The 21035-nt window shown below is 61.0% G+C and carries 14 protein-coding genes and 1 tRNA gene; 12 read left to right on the top strand and 3 right to left on the bottom strand.

The features are described from left to right. Window positions 1-34 precede the first annotated feature (34 nt). Window positions 35-1261, top strand: coding sequence for a multifunctional CCA addition/repair protein (locus J3P97_RS24815; protein ID WP_434672954.1), 1227 nt, complete (start codon window positions 35-37; stop codon window positions 1259-1261). Window positions 1262-1412: 151 nt separating this feature from the next. Here the strand turns inward: J3P97_RS24815 and folK are convergent, their stop codons facing one another. Further along, window positions 1413-1931 (bottom strand): 2-amino-4-hydroxy-6-hydroxymethyldihydropteridine diphosphokinase, encoded by a 519-nt coding sequence (folK, locus tag J3P97_RS24820; RefSeq protein ID WP_434672955.1) that lies wholly within the window; start codon window positions 1929-1931, stop codon window positions 1413-1415. Next, window positions 1922-2275, bottom strand: coding sequence for a dihydroneopterin aldolase (folB, locus tag J3P97_RS24825; protein WP_434602017.1), 354 nt, complete (start codon window positions 2273-2275; stop codon window positions 1922-1924). Before folB ends, folK begins: the two co-directional genes overlap by 10 nt. Window positions 2276-2350: 75 nt before the next feature. Between folB and plsY the strand changes: the two genes are divergently transcribed. Next, window positions 2351-2920, top strand: a complete 570-nt coding sequence (gene plsY, locus J3P97_RS24830; protein ID WP_305498384.1) for a glycerol-3-phosphate 1-O-acyltransferase PlsY — start codon at window positions 2351-2353, stop codon at window positions 2918-2920. A gap of 7 nt (window positions 2921-2927) precedes the next feature. Here plsY and tsaD read toward each other — a convergent pair whose 3' ends face one another. After that, on the bottom strand, window positions 2928-3953 hold the full coding sequence (gene tsaD / locus J3P97_RS24835; RefSeq protein ID WP_434674589.1) for a tRNA (adenosine(37)-N6)-threonylcarbamoyltransferase complex transferase subunit TsaD: 1026 nt from the start codon (window positions 3951-3953) through the stop codon (window positions 2928-2930). Window positions 3954-4151: 198 nt separating this feature from the next. Here tsaD and rpsU point away from each other — a divergent pair, with 198 nt between their 5' ends. The 10 genes from rpsU (at window position 4152) to pqqF (ending at window position 21005) form a co-directional block, all read left to right on the top strand. Further along, window positions 4152-4367 (top strand): 30S ribosomal protein S21, encoded by a 216-nt coding sequence (gene rpsU, locus J3P97_RS24840; RefSeq protein ID WP_002551877.1) that lies wholly within the window; start codon window positions 4152-4154, stop codon window positions 4365-4367. 478 nt (window positions 4368-4845) lie between these two features. Beyond that, a complete protein-coding gene (gene dnaG, locus J3P97_RS24845; RefSeq protein ID WP_434602018.1) occupies window positions 4846-6804 on the top strand; it encodes a DNA primase in 1959 nt (652 codons plus the stop codon). A gap of 67 nt (window positions 6805-6871) precedes the next feature. Continuing rightward, the gene (gene rpoD, locus J3P97_RS24850; protein ID WP_305498382.1) at window positions 6872-8719 is read left to right on the top strand and encodes an RNA polymerase sigma factor RpoD; all 1848 of its coding nucleotides are present in this window, start codon (window positions 6872-6874) and stop codon (window positions 8717-8719) included. A 121-nt stretch (window positions 8720-8840) separates the two neighbouring features. Continuing rightward, entirely contained in the window at window positions 8841-12584 is a 3744-nt protein-coding gene (locus J3P97_RS24855) for a bifunctional diguanylate cyclase/phosphodiesterase (RefSeq protein WP_434672956.1), read from the top strand. A 15-nt stretch (window positions 12585-12599) separates the two neighbouring features. Beyond that, window positions 12600-12676, top strand: a tRNA-Ile gene (locus tag J3P97_RS24860). A 91-nt stretch (window positions 12677-12767) separates the two neighbouring features. Then, window positions 12768-15263 (top strand): hypothetical protein, encoded by a 2496-nt coding sequence (locus J3P97_RS24865; RefSeq protein WP_434672957.1) that lies wholly within the window; start codon window positions 12768-12770, stop codon window positions 15261-15263. Window positions 15264-15298: 35 nt separating this feature from the next. Then, entirely contained in the window at window positions 15299-15760 is a 462-nt protein-coding gene (locus J3P97_RS24870) for an Lrp/AsnC family transcriptional regulator (protein ID WP_434672958.1), read from the top strand. 268 nt (window positions 15761-16028) lie between these two features. Further along, on the top strand, window positions 16029-17711 hold the full coding sequence (locus tag J3P97_RS24875) for a flavin monoamine oxidase family protein (RefSeq protein WP_434672959.1): 1683 nt from the start codon (window positions 16029-16031) through the stop codon (window positions 17709-17711). Between the two features lie 12 nt (window positions 17712-17723). Then, a complete protein-coding gene (locus J3P97_RS24880; RefSeq protein ID WP_434672960.1) occupies window positions 17724-18518 on the top strand; it encodes a carbon-nitrogen hydrolase family protein in 795 nt (264 codons plus the stop codon). 48 nt (window positions 18519-18566) lie between these two features. Continuing rightward, window positions 18567-21005: a pyrroloquinoline quinone biosynthesis protein PqqF gene (gene pqqF, locus J3P97_RS24885; RefSeq protein ID WP_434672961.1), complete on the top strand. Its 2439-nt coding sequence runs from the start codon at window positions 18567-18569 to the stop codon at window positions 21003-21005. Window positions 21006-21035: the final 30 nt, after the last annotated feature.

Genomic DNA, 21035 nt, shown 5'->3' on the forward strand with positions numbered 1-21035 from the left:
AAGGTTTATCCTGTCGGCCCAACGGAGGTTTTTTATGCAGATCTACAAAGTCGGCGGCGCTGTTCGTGATCGCCTGCTCGGCATCCCCGTCACCGACATCGACCGGGTGGTCGTGGGCGCCACCGCCGAGGAAATGCTGGCCAAGGGGTTCCGTCCCGTGGGGGCTGATTTTCCGGTATTCCTTGACCCGAAGACTGGCGAGGAATACGCCCTCGCCCGCACCGAACGCAAGAGCGGGAGGGGTTACGGTGGCTTCGTATTCCATGCCAGCCCCGAGGTGACGCTCGAAGAAGACCTCATCCGCAGGGACCTGACAATCAACGCCATGGCCGAAGACGACCATGGCAACCTCACCGATCCCTACCACGGTCAGCGCGATCTCGAAGATCGCCTGCTGCGGCACGTTTCCCCGGCGTTTGCCGAGGATCCACTGCGGGTTCTGCGAGTTGCCCGCTTTGCCGCACGTTATGCCCCGCTAGGTTTCAAGGTGGCGGACGAAACCCTCGCGTTGATGCGCAAGCTCAGTGAATCTGGCGAACTGGAAGCTTTGACTGCCGAACGCAGCTGGAAAGAGATCTCCCGCGCCCTGATGGAAGATCAGCCACAAGTGTTTATCCAGGTACTGCGCGACTGCGATGCCCTCAAGGTATTGATGCCCGAGGTCAATGCGCTGTTCGGGGTCCCGCAGCCTGAAGCTCATCACCCGGAAATCGACAGCGGCGTCCATACCTTGAGCGTGCTGGAACAGTCGGCGCTGCACAAACAGCCACTGACGGTCCGCTGGGCTTGCCTGTTGCATGACCTCGGCAAAGGTCTGACACCCGAGCATGAATGGCCAAGACACATCGCCCATGAGCACAAGGGCCTGAAGCTGATCAAAGCAGTCAACGAACGCTTCAAAGCGCCCCGTGACTGCCAGGAACTGGCACTTCTGGTGGGTCAATACCACACCCATGGACATCGCGCGCTGGAGCTCCGGGCAACCACTTTGCTTGAGCTGCTGCAGAGCTTTGATGTGTACCGGCGCCCCCAGCGTTTCGAGGAGTTCATTGCCGCATGCGAGATGGATGCGCGAGGGCGCAAGGGGCTTGAGGAACGAAGTTACCCACAGGCTGATTACCTGCGGGGCGCTGCGTCAGCGGCCCGCGGCGTGGCAGTGCAACCTTTGCTGGAGAAGGGTTTCAAGGGGCCGGAACTGGGTGAAGCGATCAAGCGAGAGCGCCTCAGGGCGCTGAAAGCCTACAAGGAAGCGGCGAACTGACGGGAGTTTGGACCAACTGATATTTCTGCTGAATATACAACCACCATCGCGAGCAGGCTCGCTCCCACATTAGGATTTCAGCGGGCACATATCTTGTGTCTGACCAAGATCCACTGTGGGAGCGAGCCTGCTCGCGATAGCAGCAGACGCTTCACAACAGATTCGACGGTGTAAGCGGCTGACCTCGCCACTCGAAAGCCACCGGCGCCAGCACCTGATCAATCTGTGCTTCTTTCCACAACGTGGAAAAGCTCTTGCCCACGCCTGGATGAATCCGGTCCGGCGCAATCAACGATAAAGGCCACAAGACAAAAGCATTCTTGAGAATTTCCGCGCGCGGCAGGATCAACCCATCGAAGTTGCCGACCTGCTCGCCATACAGCAGCACGTCGATATCCAGTGGCAAACCCTTGCGGTCCGGCGCGTAGCGGCCATTATCGGCCTCGATGAACTTGAGGCGGCGGTCCAGTTCCATCAGTGGAAGATCGGTGAACGCCGACACGACGAAATTGAAGAACGGCCCGCTCTTTATACCCACCGGCTGACTTTCGAACACGGCCGAACAGCGCATATCCACCAGGAAACCGGCCAGAGCCTCAAGCCCCGCGCACAAATGGATTTCGCGCTCGATATTGCTGCCGAGCCCGAGAAAAACCTGAGTCAGCGACATCCGCGCTCGATCTCCACGCCAACGCCGGTAGCGGCCGGCACGGCCCCGGGCTTGGTCACTTTCAGGCGCAGCCAGGTGATCCTGAACTCATCCATGAGCTCTTGGGCCAGTCGCTCGGCAAAGGTCTCGACCAATTGGAACTGCGCCTGCTCGGCAAATGCCTGGATGCGGGCCGATACGCTGGCGTAGTCGAGGGCCAGGCTCAGGTCGTCGCCCGCAGCCGCCGGACGATTATCCCAGGCAAAACTCAGATCAAGCCGCAGGCACTGTCGGATGCCTCGCTCCCAGTCGTAGGCACCAATCACCGTGTCGACTTCCAGGCCTTCGATAAACACTCTGTCCAAGCTCTCTTCTCCGCAGCACGACAAGGGCGCGTTGCGCCGTTAGAATCAGGGGCTTCCTCGCCCGGAATAGCTAGCATGTTTTGGTCATTGGCGATCCTCGCCTACCTGCTCGGCTCACTGTCCTTTGCCATTTTGCTCAGCCGCCTGACCGGTCGCCCGGATCCGCGAATGAGTGGCTCAGGCAATGCCGGCGCCACCAACATGCTGCGCCTGGCCGGACGCAAGCTTGCCGTCCTGACCCTGCTTGGCGACCTCTGCAAAGGCCTCGTGCCGGTTCTGCTCGCCAGCCTCGCAGGGCTTTCGTTGCAGCAACAGGCCTGGGTCGGCGTCTGCGCGGTCATCGGCCATCTGTTCCCGCTGTACTTCCGCTTTCGCGGCGGCAAGGGTGTCGCCACCGCCGCCGGCATGCTGCTGGGCCTGTATCCGCCTGCCGCCCTGCTTGCCGTGTGCGCCTGGCTGCTGACCTTCTACCTGACCCGCACCAGCTCCCTGGCCGCATTGATCGCCACGCCACTGACCCTGCCTTTGCTGGCCTGGCAGGAACCGGCGGCGTTGCTGCCGATGACGACACTCGTTGCGCTGATCGTCTGGCGTCACCGGGGCAATCTACGCGACCTGTTCGCCGGGCGCGAACGGCATTTCTGATAACGCCTCACAGCGGTGAAAGTTGCTCCATGGGCCAGCGCGCCTGCACGCTGATCGCCAGGCTTTCCTGCTGCCCCGCTTGCAGGCGCTGGCAACCGGCAAAAGCGATCATCGCGCCGTTATCTGTACAGAACTCCGGCCGAGCGTAGTAAACGTCGCCCTCCATATCGCCGAGCATTTTCTCCAGGGATACCCGCAAGGCCTTGTTCGCGCTCACCCCGCCGGCAATCACCAGGCGCTTGAGCCCAGCTTGTTTCAGCGCGCGCTTGCACTTGATCGTCAAAGTCTCCACCACGGCCTGCTGGAACGCCAGGGAGATGTCGCAACGGGCTTGCTCACTGTCGTCCCCGGCATTGACGCATTGTTGCCAGGTATTCAGCGCGAAGGTTTTCAGGCCGCTGAAGCTGAAATCCAGTCCAGGCCGGTCGCACATCGGACGCGGGAATAGGAAACGCCCTTCAATGCCTTGAGCGGCAAGTCGTGCGATTTCCGGTCCGCCAGGATAATTGAGCCCCATCATCTTGGCGGTTTTATCAAAAGCCTCGCCCGCGGCGTCGTCGAGCGACTCGCCCATGAGTTGGTATTGGCCGATTCCATCGACCCGCACGAGCTGCGTATGGCCTCCGGATACCAACAAAGCGACGAACGGAAACTCCGGCGGCTGCGGCTCCAGCATCGGCGCCAGCAGGTGGCCCTCCATGTGGTGCACGCCCAAGGCCGGAATGCCCCAGGCAAAGGCCAGCGCCTGGGCACAGGAGGCACCGACCAACAGGGCGCCCACCAGACCCGGCCCGGCCGTGTAGGCGATGGCGTCGATCTCGGTCGGCACGCAGCCGCCTTCGGCCAGGACCTGGCGGATCAAGGGCAGCATGCGCTTGACGTGATCGCGTGACGCAAGCTCCGGCACCACGCCGCCGTACGCGCGGTGCAGGTCGATCTGGCTGAACAGCGCGTCGGCCAGCAGGCCACGTTCACTGTCGTAGAGGGCGACGCCGGTTTCGTCGCAGGACGTTTCTAATCCCAGTACTAGCATGGGTTGCGCCTTGTAGAGGCTGAATTCGAAGGCGCGCATAATAGTCGTCGCGTTGTGCCCCGACCAGCGGTTTTCGATCAGAGGCTTTGCATTCCGAGCGTTGAGGGGTTAACATCCGCAACCCTTAAAAACCGACGTCTTCAAGTGCTCTTTTGCCGCGAGGATGTTGACCCCGGTAATGAATGAAGGTAGCTCTGGATGCCAGCCGTCAAAGTAAAAGAGAACGAACCCTTCGACGTAGCTCTGCGTCGTTTCAAGCGCTCCTGCGAAAAAGCCGGTGTTCTGGCTGAAGTTCGTAGCCGCGAATTCTACGAGAAGCCGACTTCCGAGCGTAAGCGCAAAGCAGCAGCCGCTGTTAAGCGTCACGCCAAGAAAGTTCAGCGCGAACAGCGCCGCGCCGTACGTCTGTACTAATACACAGACGTCCGTCGCAAGCTTCTTGCCAAGCCCGGCCTCCAAGCCGGGCTTATGGCATTTGCGGAACAACGCTTGATGCTTCACCGTCAAAGTCGCAGACGCGACCAAGACGATCTGCTTTATCGCGTCAGACCTGGCTCTTTTGCCAGCGGTGCACGTCTCTTCTGACGAGCCTTCCAAGGCTACTGACGAGCACACCCTGATTCCTCTAACGACGATCAGCCCAAGGCACCGCTGCGTGCCCGCTTCATGAGCTATCCGAGGCCTGACCGGCCGTTACCGGACTCAGCGCAACACATTTCGTACAGTCGAATACTGATAGCCATTAACGTCAGTGGATAATCGGCAGATACACTTCCCGACAGCAATGATGCAGACGACTCGGTCGAGCCACCATTTTCCGTGCCTCAGGACCAGGAACCGACTCCGCAGCTGATTTTGGGCTCCTATTTCGCGCAGTGATGATGAGAACGCCATGGCCGGGCTAATTCCCCAGAGCTTTATTGACGACCTCCTGAACCGCACCGACATCGTCGACGTGGTCAGCTCTCGCCTGCAAATGAAGAAAGCGGGCAAGAACTACACAGCCTGCTGCCCGTTTCACAAAGAAAAAACCCCCTCCTTCAGCGTCAGCCCCGACAAGCAGTTCTACTATTGCTTCGGCTGCGGCGCTGGCGGCAATGCCCTCGGCTTCATCATGGACCACGACAACCTGGATTTCCCCCAGGCCGTCGAGGAACTGGCCAAAGCCGCCGGCATGGAAATTCCTCGCGAGGAGAGCGGACGACAACACAAGCCTCGCCAACCCACCGATTCGCCGCTGTACCCGCTACTCACGGCAGCAGCCGACTTTTATCGCCAGGCACTTAAAAGCCATCCGGCCCGCAAGGCGGCGGTGGATTATCTCAAGGGCCGCGGCCTGACCGGTGAGATTGCTCGCGACTTCGGCCTCGGCTTCGCCCCGCCGGGCTGGGACAACCTGTACAAACATCTGAGCAGCGATACGCTGCAGCAACGCGCCATGATCGACGCCGGCCTGCTGATCGAGAACGCCGAGACGGGCAAGCGCTACGACCGCTTCCGTGACCGGGTGATGTTCCCGATCCGCGATACCCGCGGGCGGATCATCGCCTTTGGCGGCCGGGTGCTGGGGGACGACAAGCCCAAGTACCTGAACTCCCCGGAGACCCCGGTTTTCCATAAGGGTCAGGAACTCTACGGCCTGTACGAGGCGCGCAAGAACAATCGCAACCTCGATGAAATCATCGTTGTCGAAGGCTACATGGACGTCATCGCCCTGGCCCAGCAAGGCTTGCGCAACGCCGTTGCGACCCTGGGCACGGCCACCAGCGAAGAACACATGAAGCGCCTGTTTCGCGTCGTGCCGAGCGTGCTGTTCTGCTTCGACGGCGACCAGGCCGGACGCAACGCCGCCTGGCGCGCGCTTGAAGCGACGCTGCCCTGCCTGCAGGACGGGCGGCGCGCACGTTTTCTGTTCCTGCCCGAGGGCGAGGACCCGGACACCCTGGTGCGCTCCGAGGGCACCGATGCGTTCCGTGCGCGGATCAACCAGCACGCACAGCCGCTGGCCGACTACTTTTTCCAGCAATTGACCGAAGAAGCCGATCCACGCTCCCTCGAAGGCAAGGCCCATATGGCCACGCTCGCGGCACCGCTGATCGACAAGGTGCCCGGCGCCAACCTGCGGACCTTGATGCGTCAACGCCTGACGGAAATTACCGGGCTGAACAGCGAAGCGGTCAGCCAGCTGGCCCACAGTGCCCCCCAGGAGGCACCGCCGGCTTATGACCCGGGCATCGACTACGACGCGATACCGGACTTCGCCGACTATCATCAAACCCAGCAGGACTACGCGCCGCAGCAGGAATGGACACCGAAGAAACCCGGTGCCGGCGGCAAGAAATGGGACAAGAAACCCTGGGACAAGAACGGCAAGCGCGGCGATCGCGACCAACCACGTGCCCCGCGCGTGCCGGCCGCCGTCGAACCACCAACACTGGCTGCCCTGCGCACCCTGCTGCACCACCCGCAATTGGCTGAAAAGGTAGAGGATGCCGGGCACTTCGCCGCCGAGGACCACAGCAATACACAATTGCTGGTCGCGCTCCTTGAAGCTGTGCAGAAGAACCCCAAGCTAAACTCATTCCAGTTGATCGCGCGGTGGCACGGCACCGAGCAGGGGCGCCTTTTGAAGGCATTGGCCGAGAAGGAATGGCTGATAGAGGGAGATAACCTTGAACAACAGTTTTTCGACACCATTACTAGCTTGTCCGCCCGCCAACGCGAGCGAAACCTGGAACAACTTCTGCGCAAAGCTCGCCAGAGCGAGTTGACCAGCGAAGAGAAAAACCAATTGCGTGACTTACTCAGCCGCAATGTTTGCGCATCAAACCCGACCTCAACTGGCGCGTGAGGTCACAGCTCAGGTATAATCCTCGGCTTGTTTTTTGCCCGCCAAGACCTTCAGTGGATAGGGTGTTATGTCCGGAAAAGCGCAACAGCAGTCTCGTATCAAAGAGTTGATCCTATTGGGTCGTGAGCAGGGCTACCTGACTTACGCGGAGGTCAACGACCACCTGCCGGAGGATATTTCAGATCCGGAACAGGTGGAAGACATCATCCGCATGATCAACGACATGGGGATCAACGTATTCGAGGTTGCTCCAGATAAGGATGCCCTTATGCTGGCCGACGCCGATACCGACGAGGCGGCCGCTGAAGAAGCGGCCGCAGCGTTGGCAGCGGTCGAGACCGACATTGGTCGCACCACCGACCCCGTGCGCATGTACATGCGTGAGATGGGTACGGTAGAGCTCCTCACGCGTGAAGGCGAAATTGAAATCGCCAAGCGTATTGAAGAAGGCATCCGTGAAGTGATGGGCGCAATTGCGCACTTCCCTGGCACGGTCGACCATATTCTCTCCGAATACACCCGCGTCACCACCGAAGGTGGGCGCCTGTCTGACGTCCTGAGCGGTTACATCGACCCGGACGACGGCATCGCGCCGCCTGCCGCCGAGGTGCCGCCGCTGGTCGACCCGAAAGCCGTCAAGGCCGACGATGAGACCGACGATGACGACGCCGAAGCCAGCGACGACGAAGAAGAAGCCGAAAGCGGTCCGGACCCGGTCATCGCCGCCCAGCGTTTTGGCGCCGTGGCCGACCAGATGGAGATCACCCGCAAGGCGCTGAAAAAGCATGGTCGCAACAACAAGCAGGCAATTGCCGAACTGTTGGCGCTGGCTGAGCTGTTCATGCCGATCAAGCTGGTGCCCAAGCAGTTCGAAGGCCTGGTCGAGCGTGTTCGCAGTGCCCTGGATCGTCTGCGTCAGCAAGAGCGCGCGATCATGCAACTGTGCGTGCGTGACGCCCGCATGCCGCGTGCAGATTTCCTGCGCCAGTTCCCTGGCCATGAAGTCGACGAAAGCTGGACCGATGCACTGGCCAAAGGCAAGAGCAAATACGCCGAAGCGATTGCTCGTCTGCAACCGGACATCATTCGTTGCCAGCAAAAGCTGAGCGCGCTGGAGGCCGAGACTGGCCTGAGCATCGCTGAAATCAAGGACATCAACCGTCGCATGTCGATAGGCGAGGCCAAGGCCCGTCGCGCGAAGAAAGAGATGGTCGAAGCGAACTTGCGTCTGGTGATCTCGATTGCCAAGAAGTACACCAACCGTGGCCTGCAATTCCTCGACCTGATCCAGGAAGGCAACATCGGCCTGATGAAGGCGGTGGACAAGTTCGAATACCGTCGCGGCTACAAGTTCTCGACTTATGCCACCTGGTGGATTCGTCAGGCGATCACTCGCTCGATCGCCGACCAGGCCCGCACCATCCGTATCCCGGTGCACATGATCGAGACGATCAACAAGCTCAACCGTATTTCCCGGCAGATGTTGCAGGAAATGGGTCGCGAACCGACGCCGGAAGAGCTGGGCGAACGCATGGAAATGCCTGAGGACAAGATTCGCAAGGTATTAAAGATCGCCAAAGAGCCGATCTCCATGGAAACCCCGATCGGTGATGACGAAGACTCTCATCTGGGTGACTTCATCGAAGACTCCACCATGCAGTCGCCGATTGATGTCGCCACCGTTGAGAGCCTCAAGGAAGCGACTCGCGAAGTCCTTTCCGGCCTCACTGCCCGTGAAGCCAAGGTACTGCGGATGCGCTTCGGCATCGACATGAACACCGACCACACCCTCGAGGAAGTCGGTAAACAGTTCGATGTGACTCGTGAGCGGATTCGTCAGATCGAAGCCAAGGCGTTGCGCAAACTGCGCCACCCGACGCGAAGCGAGCATCTGCGTTCGTTCCTCGACGAGTGACCTTCAAACCCCCGGCCCTGCCGGGGGTTTTGTTATGTGCAGATAACTCTTCCTTCTTGCTCCCCCGCCCTGTTGTCCGTCTACACTCGATTCATCCTTTCCCAGCCATGACGAGACCGTGATGCCCAGACTGACGGCCGTGCTTTTGCTGTCACTGATGACCTGGACCGCAACGGCCGGCGCGTTGACGCTCACGGAGGAAGAACGCCGCTGGCTCAAGGACCACCCCGACCTGCGCCTGGGTGTCGATGCGTCATGGCCGCCGTTCGAATTTCGCGACGACAACGGCCGCTACCAAGGCCTGGCCGCCGACTATGTCGACATCATCCGCGAGAAACTGGCCGTCACGCTCACCCCCATCGAACCCGTCAGTTGGACGGAGGTGCTGGAACAGGTCGTGCAGGGCAAGATCGACCTTCTACCGGGCATCATGTCCACCCCCGAACGCCAGAACTACCTGTCGTTCACCCGCCCCTACCTCGATTTTCCGATTGTCATCCTGGCCCATAAAGGCGGGCCCCGACCCCATAAGCTCGAAGACCTTTACGGGCTGAAAATCGCCGTGGTGGAGAACTATGCCCCCCACGAACTGCTGCGCAACCACCACCCCGACCTGAACCTGGTCGCGCTGCCCAACGTCAGTTCGGCGCTGCAGGCCTTGGCGACCGATGAAGTCGATGCGGTGGTGGGCGATCTTGCTTCCAGCGTGTGGAGCTTGCGCCAGCTCAAGCTTGACGGGCTCTACGTCAGCGGAGAAACGCCCTACCGCTACCAGTTGGCGATGGCCGTCCCACGGGAAAACAAGATATTGGTGGGCATCCTCGACAAGGTCCTGGCGGACATGACGCCGATGGAGATCAGCGAAATCCAGGAAAAATGGGTTGGCAACGTGCGGGACCATCGCCAGCTCTGGTCAGACCTGCTGCTTTACGGCCTGCCCGGGCTGCTGCTGTTGATCGCCATCCTGGCGGTGGTGATTCGCATCAACCGTCGCCTGAGTTCGGAAATAGCCCGACGCGTCGACCTGGAACAGGAGTTGCGCAGCAGCGAATACCATTATCGCGGTCTGGTAGAGAGCCTTTCGGCGATTGCCTGGGAGGCCAGGGTCAGCGACTTTACCTACAGCTATGTATCGCCTCACGCCGAAGAATTGCTCGGCTACCCCCTCGCCCATTGGCTCATCCCCGGATTCTGGCGCAACATCATTCACCCGGCGGACCTGATCCGCGCGCAGACATATTGTGATCACGAAGTCCTTGCCGGCCGCGACCATTGCATCGATTACCGGGTGATCACCGCCGACGGTCGCTGCCTGTGGGTGCGGGACATCGTCAGCCTGATCAAGCATGGCCATGAACCGTTGATGCGCGGACTGATGATCGACATCAGTGAAGCCAAGCACACTGAGGAAGCGCTGCGCCTTTCCGAACAGAAGTTCGGCTCGGTGTTTCGCCAGTGCCCGGACATCCTGGTGATTGCCCGCCTGCTGGACGGTTGCCTGCTGGAGGTCAACAAAGCCTTCGAAGAGCAGATCGGCCTCAGCGCCGCAGAGGTGGTCGGCAAAAGCGCTACCGACCTGGATATCTGGGGCATACAGGGCGTCGGCCCGAGCCTGCTCCAGCGGTTGCAGGCCGGGAGCATTCGCAATCTGGAAATGCCTTTCCAACGCAGCAACGGCGAAGTGTTCACCGGGCTGATATCTGCCGAACCCTTTGATCTGGACACCACGCCCGCGCTGGTCGTGGTGGTGCGGGACATCAGCCAGCTCAAGGAGACCCAGCAACAATTGCAGACCTCCGAGGAAAAGTTCGCCAAGGCTTTTCATGCCTCGCCCGACGGCTTGCTGCTATCCAGGCAGAGCGATGGTTTGTTGATTGAAGTCAACGACGGTTTCAGCCGCATTACCGGTTTCAACAGCGCCCTGTCGGTTGATCGTTCGACCCTGGACCTGGGAATCTGGGTCAATCTCAACGAGCGCAAGCAGATGCTCGACCTGCTGCAGCGGGACGGTTTCGTAAAGGATTTCAGCTGCCATATCCGCCGTAAAGACGGGCAGATACGGCTCTGCGAGGTGTCCAGCCGTCCGCTGCCCATCGGCAACGAGGACTGCATGCTGACTATCGCCCGGGACATCACCGAACGCCACTTCATGCAGGAGAAACTGCAGCAGGCCGCCACCGTATTCGAAAGCACCGCCGAAGGCGTACTGATCACCGATACGCAACAGCACATCAGCGCCGTGAACCGAGCCTTTACCGAAATCACCGGCTATAGCGAAACCGAAGCCCTGGGCCATACGCCTCGGCTGCTTGCTTCCGGGCTGCACGACAGCGCGTTTTATGCCGCGATGTGGCATCAGTTGACGGCGGAGGGCCACTGGCAGGGTGAGATCTCCAATCGACGCAAAAATGGCGAGCTGTATCCCAGCTGGCTGACCATCAGCGCCGTGCGCAACCAGGAACAACAGACCACCCATTTCGTCGCGGTCTTTGCCGACATTTCAAGCCTCAAGCACGCCCAGGCCCGACTCGACTACCAGGCGCATCACGACCCGCTCACGGGCCTGCCGAATCGCACCCTGTTCGAAAGCCGTTTGCTCTCGGCGCTCAATAGTCAGCAAGAAAATGGCGGCCAAGGCGCGGTGTTGTTCCTGGACCTGGATCGTTTCAAACACATCAACGACAGCCTCGGGCACCCGGTCGGCGATCTGCTGCTCAAGGGCATTGCCGTGCGCCTGCGCGAGCAACTGCGTGATATCGACACCGTGGCGCGCCTGGGCGGTGACGAATTCATCATTCTGCTGCCCGGCCTGCAGCAGCCCAGCGATGCCGAGCACATTGCGCAGAAGCTGTTGAACTGTTTCTGCGCGCCGTTCCAGGCCGGCGAGCATGAGTTTTTCATCAGCGCCAGCATCGGCACCAGCCTCTATCCGCAGGATGGCTGCGATGTCGCCACGCTGGTCAAAAACGCCGACGCGGCGATGTACCGCTCCAAGGCCAAGGGCCGCAACCGGGTGGAGAGCTACACTCGCGACCTCACGGCCCAGGCCAGCGAGCGCGTGGCACTGGAACACGAGCTGCGTCGGGCGATCGAACGCAACGAACTGTCGTTGTCGTTCCAGCCGAAAATCAGCCTCATCGACAACCGGCTGGTGGGCGCCGAGGCGTTGATTCGCTGGACCCATCCGACCTTTGGCGACGTACCACCGGAGCATTTCATCCCCCTGGCCGAAGAAAACGGCATGATCCTGCAAATCGGCGATTGGGTACTGGAAAACGCCTGCCGGCAACTGCACGCATGGAACAGCTGTCACGAAAGCCTCGGGCCATTGTCAGTCAACCTGGCCGGCGCCCAACTGCGTCAGCCCAACCTACTGAATCGGATCGAACAATTGCTGCGGGAAAACCACCTTGAGCCTGGTTTGTTGCAACTGGAGATTACCGAAAACTTCATCATGAGCCAGGCCGAAGAGGCCCTGACGGTACTGTATCAACTGAAAAAACTCGGCGTGCAACTGGCCATCGACGACTTCGGCACCGGCTATTCCTCGCTGAGCTACCTCAAGCGCCTGCCGCTGGACATCCTGAAAATCGACCAGTCTTTCGTCCGCGGCCTGCCCGATGACCCCCACGATGTGGCCATCGTGCGGGCAATCATCGCCCTGGGCCGGAGCATGCAATTCAGCATCATCGCCGAGGGCGTCGAAACCCTCGCCCAACAGCAATTTCTCGCCGAGGAAGGCTGCGAACAGATCCAGGGCTACATCGTCAGCCTGCCCCTGTGCGCCGAAGAATTTGCCGCGACGTTTCTGCATGTGACCGTATCGGATTTTTCGGATAGCACAGCCGAGAAACCGTCGCTATAATCCGCCGCCTACTGAGGGCCTATAGCTCAGTTGGTTAGAGCAGAGGACTCATAATCCTTTGGTCCACGGTTCGAGTCCGTGTGGGCCCACCAAATTGAAAGCCGCGCATTGCGCGGCTTTTGTGTTTCCGGGCCGATCAGCAGCGTACTACCAAGGTTCTCGTAAACGGCTCAGCGCCGGACTTTGTCTTTTTTAACGTCCGCTCACTTACAATCAGATTTCCAATACCCCGCCGAGACGCCCATCATCGCCAGCCCCAGCCTTCCCCGCCTGTTCCTCGAACTCTTCTGGCAACTCGGCATCCTGGTGGTGCCAGCCTTTTTCATCACCATACTGCCGCCGCCGCTGGCCTTGCTGGCGGTGGTGTTGCTCGGTTTGCTGATGGGTCTTGCCGCGCGGTTGGGCTTTTTGGCGGCGGGCCGGGGTATTGCCCGGCTGACTGTCGGCGCGGTGTTTGGCCTGGGTTTCAGTCTGGGACGGGCATTGCCTGAGTGGTGGGGAATTCTGGTGGCGATCGTCGCCATCGTTGGCGGTCTCGCCTGCGTGAGCAAGTGGGAGCGCCGCCTTGGGTTGGCGCCGGTCTCCTCTGCGGGCCAAGGACCGAGTGCCTGGGGCACAAACGCACCGCTGCTGACGCCCGAGGGCGAGCCGATCCGGGTGTTCAACCACAGTGAAATCGCCATGGGCGGCCCCGTTCATTGCGATTATCTGTTTCCTGATGGCGTGCTCTTGCAAGGCCTTGGCTCCTCGGCGGTGTTCTCCAGCGACGGTCGCTATTTCGCCGCGCCGGTACCTTCACGCCAGGAATGGGGACTGGTCGTTCTCGACCGGGAGCAACGCAAGCTGTACCGCTGTGCCGAAAGCGAGTTCTGGGAGCTGGATGCCCTGGACCTGGATCAACTGAGCGGCCGCCATAGCCCCTTGGTCGACAACGGCGTTCGTCAGGTCCGACTGGATGAACTGTTGCAGGCCGCCAAAGTATCCGACCTGATCCCGTTTGCGGACCTTTGGCTGGAGCCTGGCTGGAATCCTGACAATGTTGCGCGCAGCTTCGAACGGACTTCCATTGATGGGGAGCAAATCCTGCAGGGCGACATCTTGTTGCCCAAGACCTTTCGCGATCTGGCCCAGCCATTGGAGCCACTGTATGCGCCGCGCTACGCCATCAGCCTCAATGGTCAACCATCGGGCCTGGTCATGGCAGCCGATGCGCCATTGGTCTGGAGCGGCGATAACCGCGCCCTGGTCTGTCTTGCCCGGGAGCAGGCCAACGATGCGGATGGCAATCAGTACTGGTTGTGGCAAGTGGATCATGGCTGGCGAGCCCTGCCCTCGCCGTGGGTGAAGAGCGACGCGGAGCCGTCCTTTTATTGGCACGAATTATTGAGTCTTGATGCGAGCCATGTCCGTATCGGCTCGTATCTCGATTATCCGCGACCAGGCGCCGGCCGTTATGGCTACCGCCTGGAGAGTATCCACGGCGATACCGAGACCCAAACCGGTCATGACGCTCAAGGACGCGTGCAGGTCGGTGAGTTCAAGCTGACCCGCATGGCGATCATGCTGCCGCTGGACAGCACGGGGCGGCGAGGCGACTCGTGCATCGAGACGCAACCATTGCAAGGCGATGTGCGCGCTGTCCTGACCTGGCTCGGTGACAATCGCCAAGGCCTGGGTGGCTATCGCTGCCGGATCGGCGACTGGTCGTTGCCGGGGGCTTGGCTGCTGGACCATCGGGTTTCCGATTGTGGACGCTATCTGGCGCTGCTGCCCTTTGAAAACTCAACGACAGTCACCAGCCATGCGCTGGTGGCGGATGTGCAGGAGCAACGTCTGCTGGAAGGGCCGCCCATGTGGGTGGAACGGATACTGGATTTCCGCGATGGTCGATTGAATCTGGCAGTGATCCAGGGCCGTCTTGATCAAGACAGGGAAAGCAGCCCGTTGCAACGTTTCAACATCGCCGCGCCAGAGGTTGGCGGCGACGCGTCGTTCTTCCGTCCCAACGAGCAATCCCGGCTGTTCTACAACACTGTGCAGTTGCAGCCGACAGACTCGCAGCTCAAAGCCGTCCCGCCTTGGCGTCTGGTGGATGGCCCGCAAGCGGCCACTGCCGAGGGAGATTTCATCCAGCCCGCGCCGAATGATCAGGATGCCGCCTGGCTGTTCGGCAGTGAGACGGAATACGCCGACAGCTGGGTGCGTACCGGTACGCCCCGTCTCGGCGGGCATTTGCTGACCGTCTCAGGCTGCGCGTTGATTGATCTGGCGCCCTCGATGATCTGGTCGGCGGACAGCCGCTACCTGGCCCTGACCTGCATGGCGACCGATGTCACGGAACTGTGTGGAAGTTACCGCGGTTGGCAACTGCTGCTCCTTGATGTTGAGGCGCGTACGCTGCGTATACATCCGCAATGGCTGGGCAATCGGCCGCTATTTGAAAGCTTCGAAGAAGAGCAACTACGCCTGCGAAGCTTCCAGCGCGACTGGGAGACCGAAGCCGACGAAGACCAGGGTTCGGTGCAGTCGTTCTCACTGGACGCTCTGCTGCAGTTGCCCACTGAGCAACTGATCTGCCAGGAAGGTGTCTGGCTCAGGTCTTCCCAGGCGCACCTGGCAGCCGCCTGGCGGGCGCTGGCTTTACCTGCCACTGGCTATTTCGAGCGAGGGAACCTGTAACATGCCCGCCATTGATGCCCGCGCCGGAGCCAACCTTGACTGAGATCCGCCCTCCCGTCCTCGACGAAATCGACCGCCAGTTGATCGCGGCCCTGCAAATCAACGCGCGGGAAAGCGTCGCCATGCTCGCCCGGCAACTGGGGATTGCCCGCACCACCGTGACCTCGCGCCTGGCTCGGCTGGAGAAAGCCAAGGTGATCACCGGCTACGGCGTGCGTCTTGGCCAGCGGGTGGTCGATGGCGGTCTACAGGCCTATGTCGGCATCAAGGTGCAGCCACGCTCCGGTAAAGAGGTACTGCGACGCTTGAGTGCCATGGCCCAGGTCCAGCAGTTGTGCGCAGTCAGCGGCGAATTTGATTACGTGGCGTGGCTGCGCACCGATTCGCCGGAGCAGCTGGATCAGTTGCTCGACCAGATCGGCAGCGTGGACGGGGTGGAGAAAACGACTACGTCGATCATTCTCAGCAGCAAGATCGATCGGGGCCAGCCGGTCTGAAGCCTTGCACCTCTGTGGGAGCGAGCCTGCTCGCGAATGCGGTGGGCCAGTTGGGGTCGTTCTTTCTGACAACCGCTTCGCGAGCAGGCTCGCTCCCACAGGATCATACTTCGTCATTACGACTCGACCAGATTACAAAATGACTTGTAACCACGCAAAACGACGACACATTGCGTCTTATTAACGTGTTTCACCCTCTCTAGAATGGCTGGCATCTTTTCTATACTCAGACGCGAACGCCGCGTCGAGTCGCCCATCAAGGTCAGCCATGAACAAGCACAATCGCCACCCAGCAGACGGTAAGAAGCCCATCACCATTTTCGGGCCGGACTTTCCTTTCGCCTTTGACGACTGGATCGAGCACCCGGCCGGCCTGGGGGTCATTCCCGAGCAAAACCACGGGGCTGAAGTGGCGATCGTCGGCGCGGGGATCGCCGGTCTCGTAGCCGCTTACGAATTGATGAAGCTGGGCCTCAAACCGGTGGTCTACGAGGCGTCGAAGATGGGCGGACGTCTGCGCTCCCAAGCGTTCAACGGCGCCGAAGGCATCGTTGCCGAACTCGGTGGCATGCGTTTTCCGGTGTCGTCCACGGCGTTCTACCACTACGTCGACAAACTGGGCCTGGAGACCAAACCGTTCCCCAACCCACTGACCTCGGCCTCGGGCAGCACCGTCATCGACCTGGAAGGGCAGACTTACTACGCCGAAAAAATGGCCGACCTCCCTGCGCTGTTCCAGGAAGTCGCCGACGCCTGGGCCGATGCCCTGGAGGATGGCTCGCGTTTCAGCGAGATCCAGCAAGCGATCCGCGAGCGCGACGTGCCGCGTCTCAAAGAGCTGTGGAACACCCTGGTACCGCTGTGGGATGACCGCACGTTCTACGATTTCGTCGCCACCTCCAAGGCGTTCGCCAAGCTGTCTTTCCAGCATCGCGAAGTGTTCGGCCAGGTCGGCTTCGGCACGGGCGGCTGGGACTCGGACTTCCCCAACTCGATGCTGGAAATCTTTCGCGTGGTGATGACCAATTGCGACGACCATCAGCATTTGGTGGTCGGCGGCGTGGAACAGGTACCGCAGGGAATCTGGAGACATGTGCCGGAGCGTTGTGTGCATTGGCCGGAGGGCACCAGCCTGAATTCGTTGCACCTGGGCGCGCCACGCAGCGGGGTGAAGCGTATCGCTCGCGCCGACGACGGCCGATTCAGCGTGACCGACGTCTGGGGCGACACGCGCGAATACGCCGCCGTGCTGGTCACCTGCCAGACCTGGCTGCTGACCACCCAGATCGAGTGTGAAGAAGCGCTGTTCTCGCAAAAAATGTGGATGGCCCTGGATCGCACCCGCTACATGCAATCGTCGAAGACCTTCGTGATGGTCGACCGGCCGTTCTGGAAGGACAAGGACCCGGAAACCGGCCGCGACCTGATGAGCATGACCCTCACCGATCGCCTGACCCGAGGCACCTACCTGTTCGACAACGGCGACAACAAGCCGGGGGTCATTTGCCTGTCGTATTCCTGGATGAGCGATGCACTGAAAATGCTCCCGTACCCGGTGGAAAAACGCGTCAAGCTGGCCCTGGATGCCCTGAAAAAAATCTACCCGAAGGTGGACATCGCCGCGCGGATCATTGGCGAACCGATCACCGTGTCCTGGGAAGCCGACCCGTATTTCCTCGGCGCCTTCAAGGGCGCGCTACCCGGCCACTATCGTTACAACCAGCGCATGTACGCGCATTTCATGCAGGACGACATGCCGGCCGAACAAAAAGGGATCTTTATCGCCGGCGACGACGTCTCATGGACACCCGCCTGGGTTGAAGGCGCGGTGCAGACCTCGCTCAATGCCGTGTGGGGAATCATGAAACACTTCGGCGGTAAAACCCATGCCGAAAACCCGGGTCCAGGGGATGTGTTCGACGAAATCGGTCCGATCGCCCTGCCCGAATAAAAGGAGTTGTCGATGCGCGTAGCCCTCTACCAATGTCCACCGCTGCCAATGGATCCGGCCGGCAACCTGCAGCGCCTGCACCAAGTCGCGCTGGAGGCCCGAGGCGCTGACATATTGGTGCTGCCGGAGATGTTCCTGACCGGCTATAACATCGGCGTCGATGCGGTGAATGTACTGGCCGAGGTCTACAACGGCGAATGGGCCCAGCAGATTGGCCGCATCGCCAAGGCGGCCGGCCTGGCGATTCTTTATGGCTACCCCGAACGCAGCGAAGACGGACAGATCTACAACGCCGTGCAACTGATCGATGCCCAAGGCGAACGCCTCGCCAACTATCGCAAGAGCCACCTGTTCGGCGACCTCGACCATACGATGTTCAGCGCCGGGGATGCGACGCTGCCCATTGTCGAGCTCAACGGCTGGAAACTCGGTTTCCTGATCTGCTATGACCTGGAGTTCCCGGAAAACGCCCGGCGGCTGGCGTTGGCCGGTGCCGAGCTGATCCTGGTGCCGACCGCCAACATGCAGCCCTACGAGTTCATCGCCGACGTCACCGTGCGGGCACGAGCCATTGAAAACCAGTGTTTCGTGGCCTACGCCAACTACTGTGGCCACGAAGGTGAATTGCGCTATTGCGGCCAGAGCAGCATCGCCGCGCCGGACGGCAGCCGCCCGGCCCTGGCGGGGCTGGACGAGGCGTTGATCGTCGGCGAACTGGATCGACAGTTGATGAATGACTCACGCGCGGCCTACAACTACCTGCACGACCGTCGCCCGGCGCTATACGGCGACTTGCATAAACACTGATCCGGGCTAATCCGCTAGCATGAGCACATCCTTGTCCTGGAAGCGCTCATGCCGGCCCCCGATTCCCTCCGCCCCCATACCGAAACCCTGGCCAACGGCCTGCAAGTGACGTTGCGCCATGCACCCGACCTCAAGCGCAGCGCTGCGGTATTGCGGGTGGCGGCCGGCAGCCATGATGCGCCCGAGGCCTGGCCGGGCCTCGCGCATTTTCTCGAACATCTTTTCTTCCTCGGGACAGAACGTTTTCCCAGCGGGCAGAACCTGATGGCCTACGTGCGGGATCACGGTGGGCAAGTCAACGCGCGTACCAGCGAGCGCACCACGGACTTTTTCATCGAGCTGCCGCCTGCCGCCCTGGCCGACGGGTTGGAGCGCCTGGCAGACATGCTCGCTCATCCCCGACTGGATGAAGCCGACCAGTTACGCGAGCGGGAAGTGCTGCACGCCGAATTCATCGCCTGGTCCCGGGACGCCGCCGCCCAGCGCCAGGTTGCCCTGTATGACGGATTATCGGCGGCTCATCCGCTGCGAGGTTTTCACGCCGGCAATCGCGACAGCCTCGGCGTATCACAGCCTGAATTTCAAACGGCGCTGCGCGGTTTCCATCAGCGTTTCTACCAGAGCGGTCAGATGACCTTGAGCCTCGCCGGCCCGCAAAGCCTCGAAACAATGAAGGCGCTGGCCGATCAATTCGCTACAAGCATGCCCATCGGAAAAGCGGTGACCAGGCAATCGCCGCCGAGGCTAATGACGTCGCCAGGCATCGCTTATCAACAGGTCCGGGAAGGCTGCCTCGACTTGCTCTTCGCCCTCGAACACTTGCCTGGCGCCTCGCCTCAAGCATTGGCCTTCCTGTGTCACTGGCTGAACTCCAGCAAACCGGGCGGCTTGCTTGCGACGTTGCGCCAACGAGGTCTCGCCGACAGCCTCAAGGCTTCGCCGCTGTATGAATTTGCCGGTCAGGCACTGCTGCACATCGAGCTCAAGCTCGACAGCGGCCAGGTACCGTCGGCTATCGAGCCGTTGCTGCGCGATTGGCTGGGGTTCTTTGCCGCCCATGACGACTGGGCTCCCTTGCGCCAGGAATTCAACGCGCTACTGCAGCGCCGTCAGGAAACGGCAACCGCCCTGCAACTGGCGCGTTGGGACGGCGATGGATGTGCCGGGGCTCTAGCGGAAAACGACTTGATGCGGGTTCGAGAAATCCTCAAACAATTGCACCCTGCGAATCAGGTCGCCGAACAATGGCAACTGCCCTCGCCCAACCCGTTCCTGCAAGCGCCAAGCGAGCCGCCCCGCGCCGGTTTGATACGCGGCCAGACCAGCGCCCACCGTGGTCTGCGCACTTTCGCACAAGACCGCAGCCGGGGCCGGCGGGAACGCTCGCCCATGCAGTTCAGCCAGGCATTGCCGGACTCCCGGGAAAGTGCGGTGTACGTGCGCTGGCAACTGGAGACCCGGGTACCGCTCGATTTTCAACCCAGACTCGATCGGCACCTGGCGGATGTGCGCGAGGACGCCCGGCAGGCAGGCGTGGACATCACTTTCGAGGCCTGTAGTGATCGATGGCTGTTGAAGCTGGTCGGTTTGCAAGCACCTATGCCGTTGGTGCTTGAGCACCTGCTGACGAAGCTGGAGGAGCCGCTGCCACCCGTTCAGGCCAGGAACGAAACGCCCCTGATGCCGATTCGACATTTGCTGCGGGAATTGCCGGATTATTATCAGCAAAACCTGCGGCATGCAGAGCTGCCACCGCCCGACAGCGAACAAGACGTCTGGGCAAGCGCCCGCTGGGACGGCCTGGCCATCGGTCTGTCGGCTGCTTACCAAGCGGCTGTGGGCCCGTTGTTGGCCCGAATTCCTGGCGTGGCCCGCGAGGCGACGGCGCCAGCAGTGACGCCTTCACCAGGGCGGATCTGGCGCACCCTCGAGACCCATGGCGACGAACACGCCGTGTTGCTGTTTTGCCCCTCGCCCACGTTGGACTGGCCCGACGAAGCTGCCTGGCGATTGCTGGCTCATTTGTGCCAGACCCCGTATTACCAGCGCTTGAGAGTCGAGCTGCAGTTAGGTTATGCGGTGTTCAGTGGTTTGAAACAAATCGATGGGTGGACCGGCTTGTTGCTGGGTGCGCAATCGCCCGAGACGTCGGCCGCACAGTTGGTCAGCCATATGGAGCAGTTCCTGACCGAGCTCCCCGCAGTGGTCGAGAAAACCGACGATGCAACCCTGGCCAGCCAACAACAAGCCCTGGCCAGCCAGATGCAAATCGCGGCGTTGCCCTGCGCCCAGGCGGCCGAGCTGCTCTGGCAAGGAAAACTGGCCAGCCACCCGGCGGACTTCCCCGAGCGACTGGCCGATGCCATCCTGGGCATGCAGCGCATAGACCTGGTGAATGCCGCCCGCCGCTTGATCGATGCGCAGGGAGGACGTTATTGCCTCAGCAACGCGCCGAGCCCGGGCACCCCTTGGCGAGCGGCCGAATGATCATTACAGGCGCTGCAATGAGCTTTCTCA

The sequence above is a fragment of the Pseudomonas sp. R1-15 genome (genome assembly GCF_051132085.1).
Lineage (GTDB): Bacteria > Pseudomonadota > Gammaproteobacteria > Pseudomonadales > Pseudomonadaceae > Aquipseudomonas.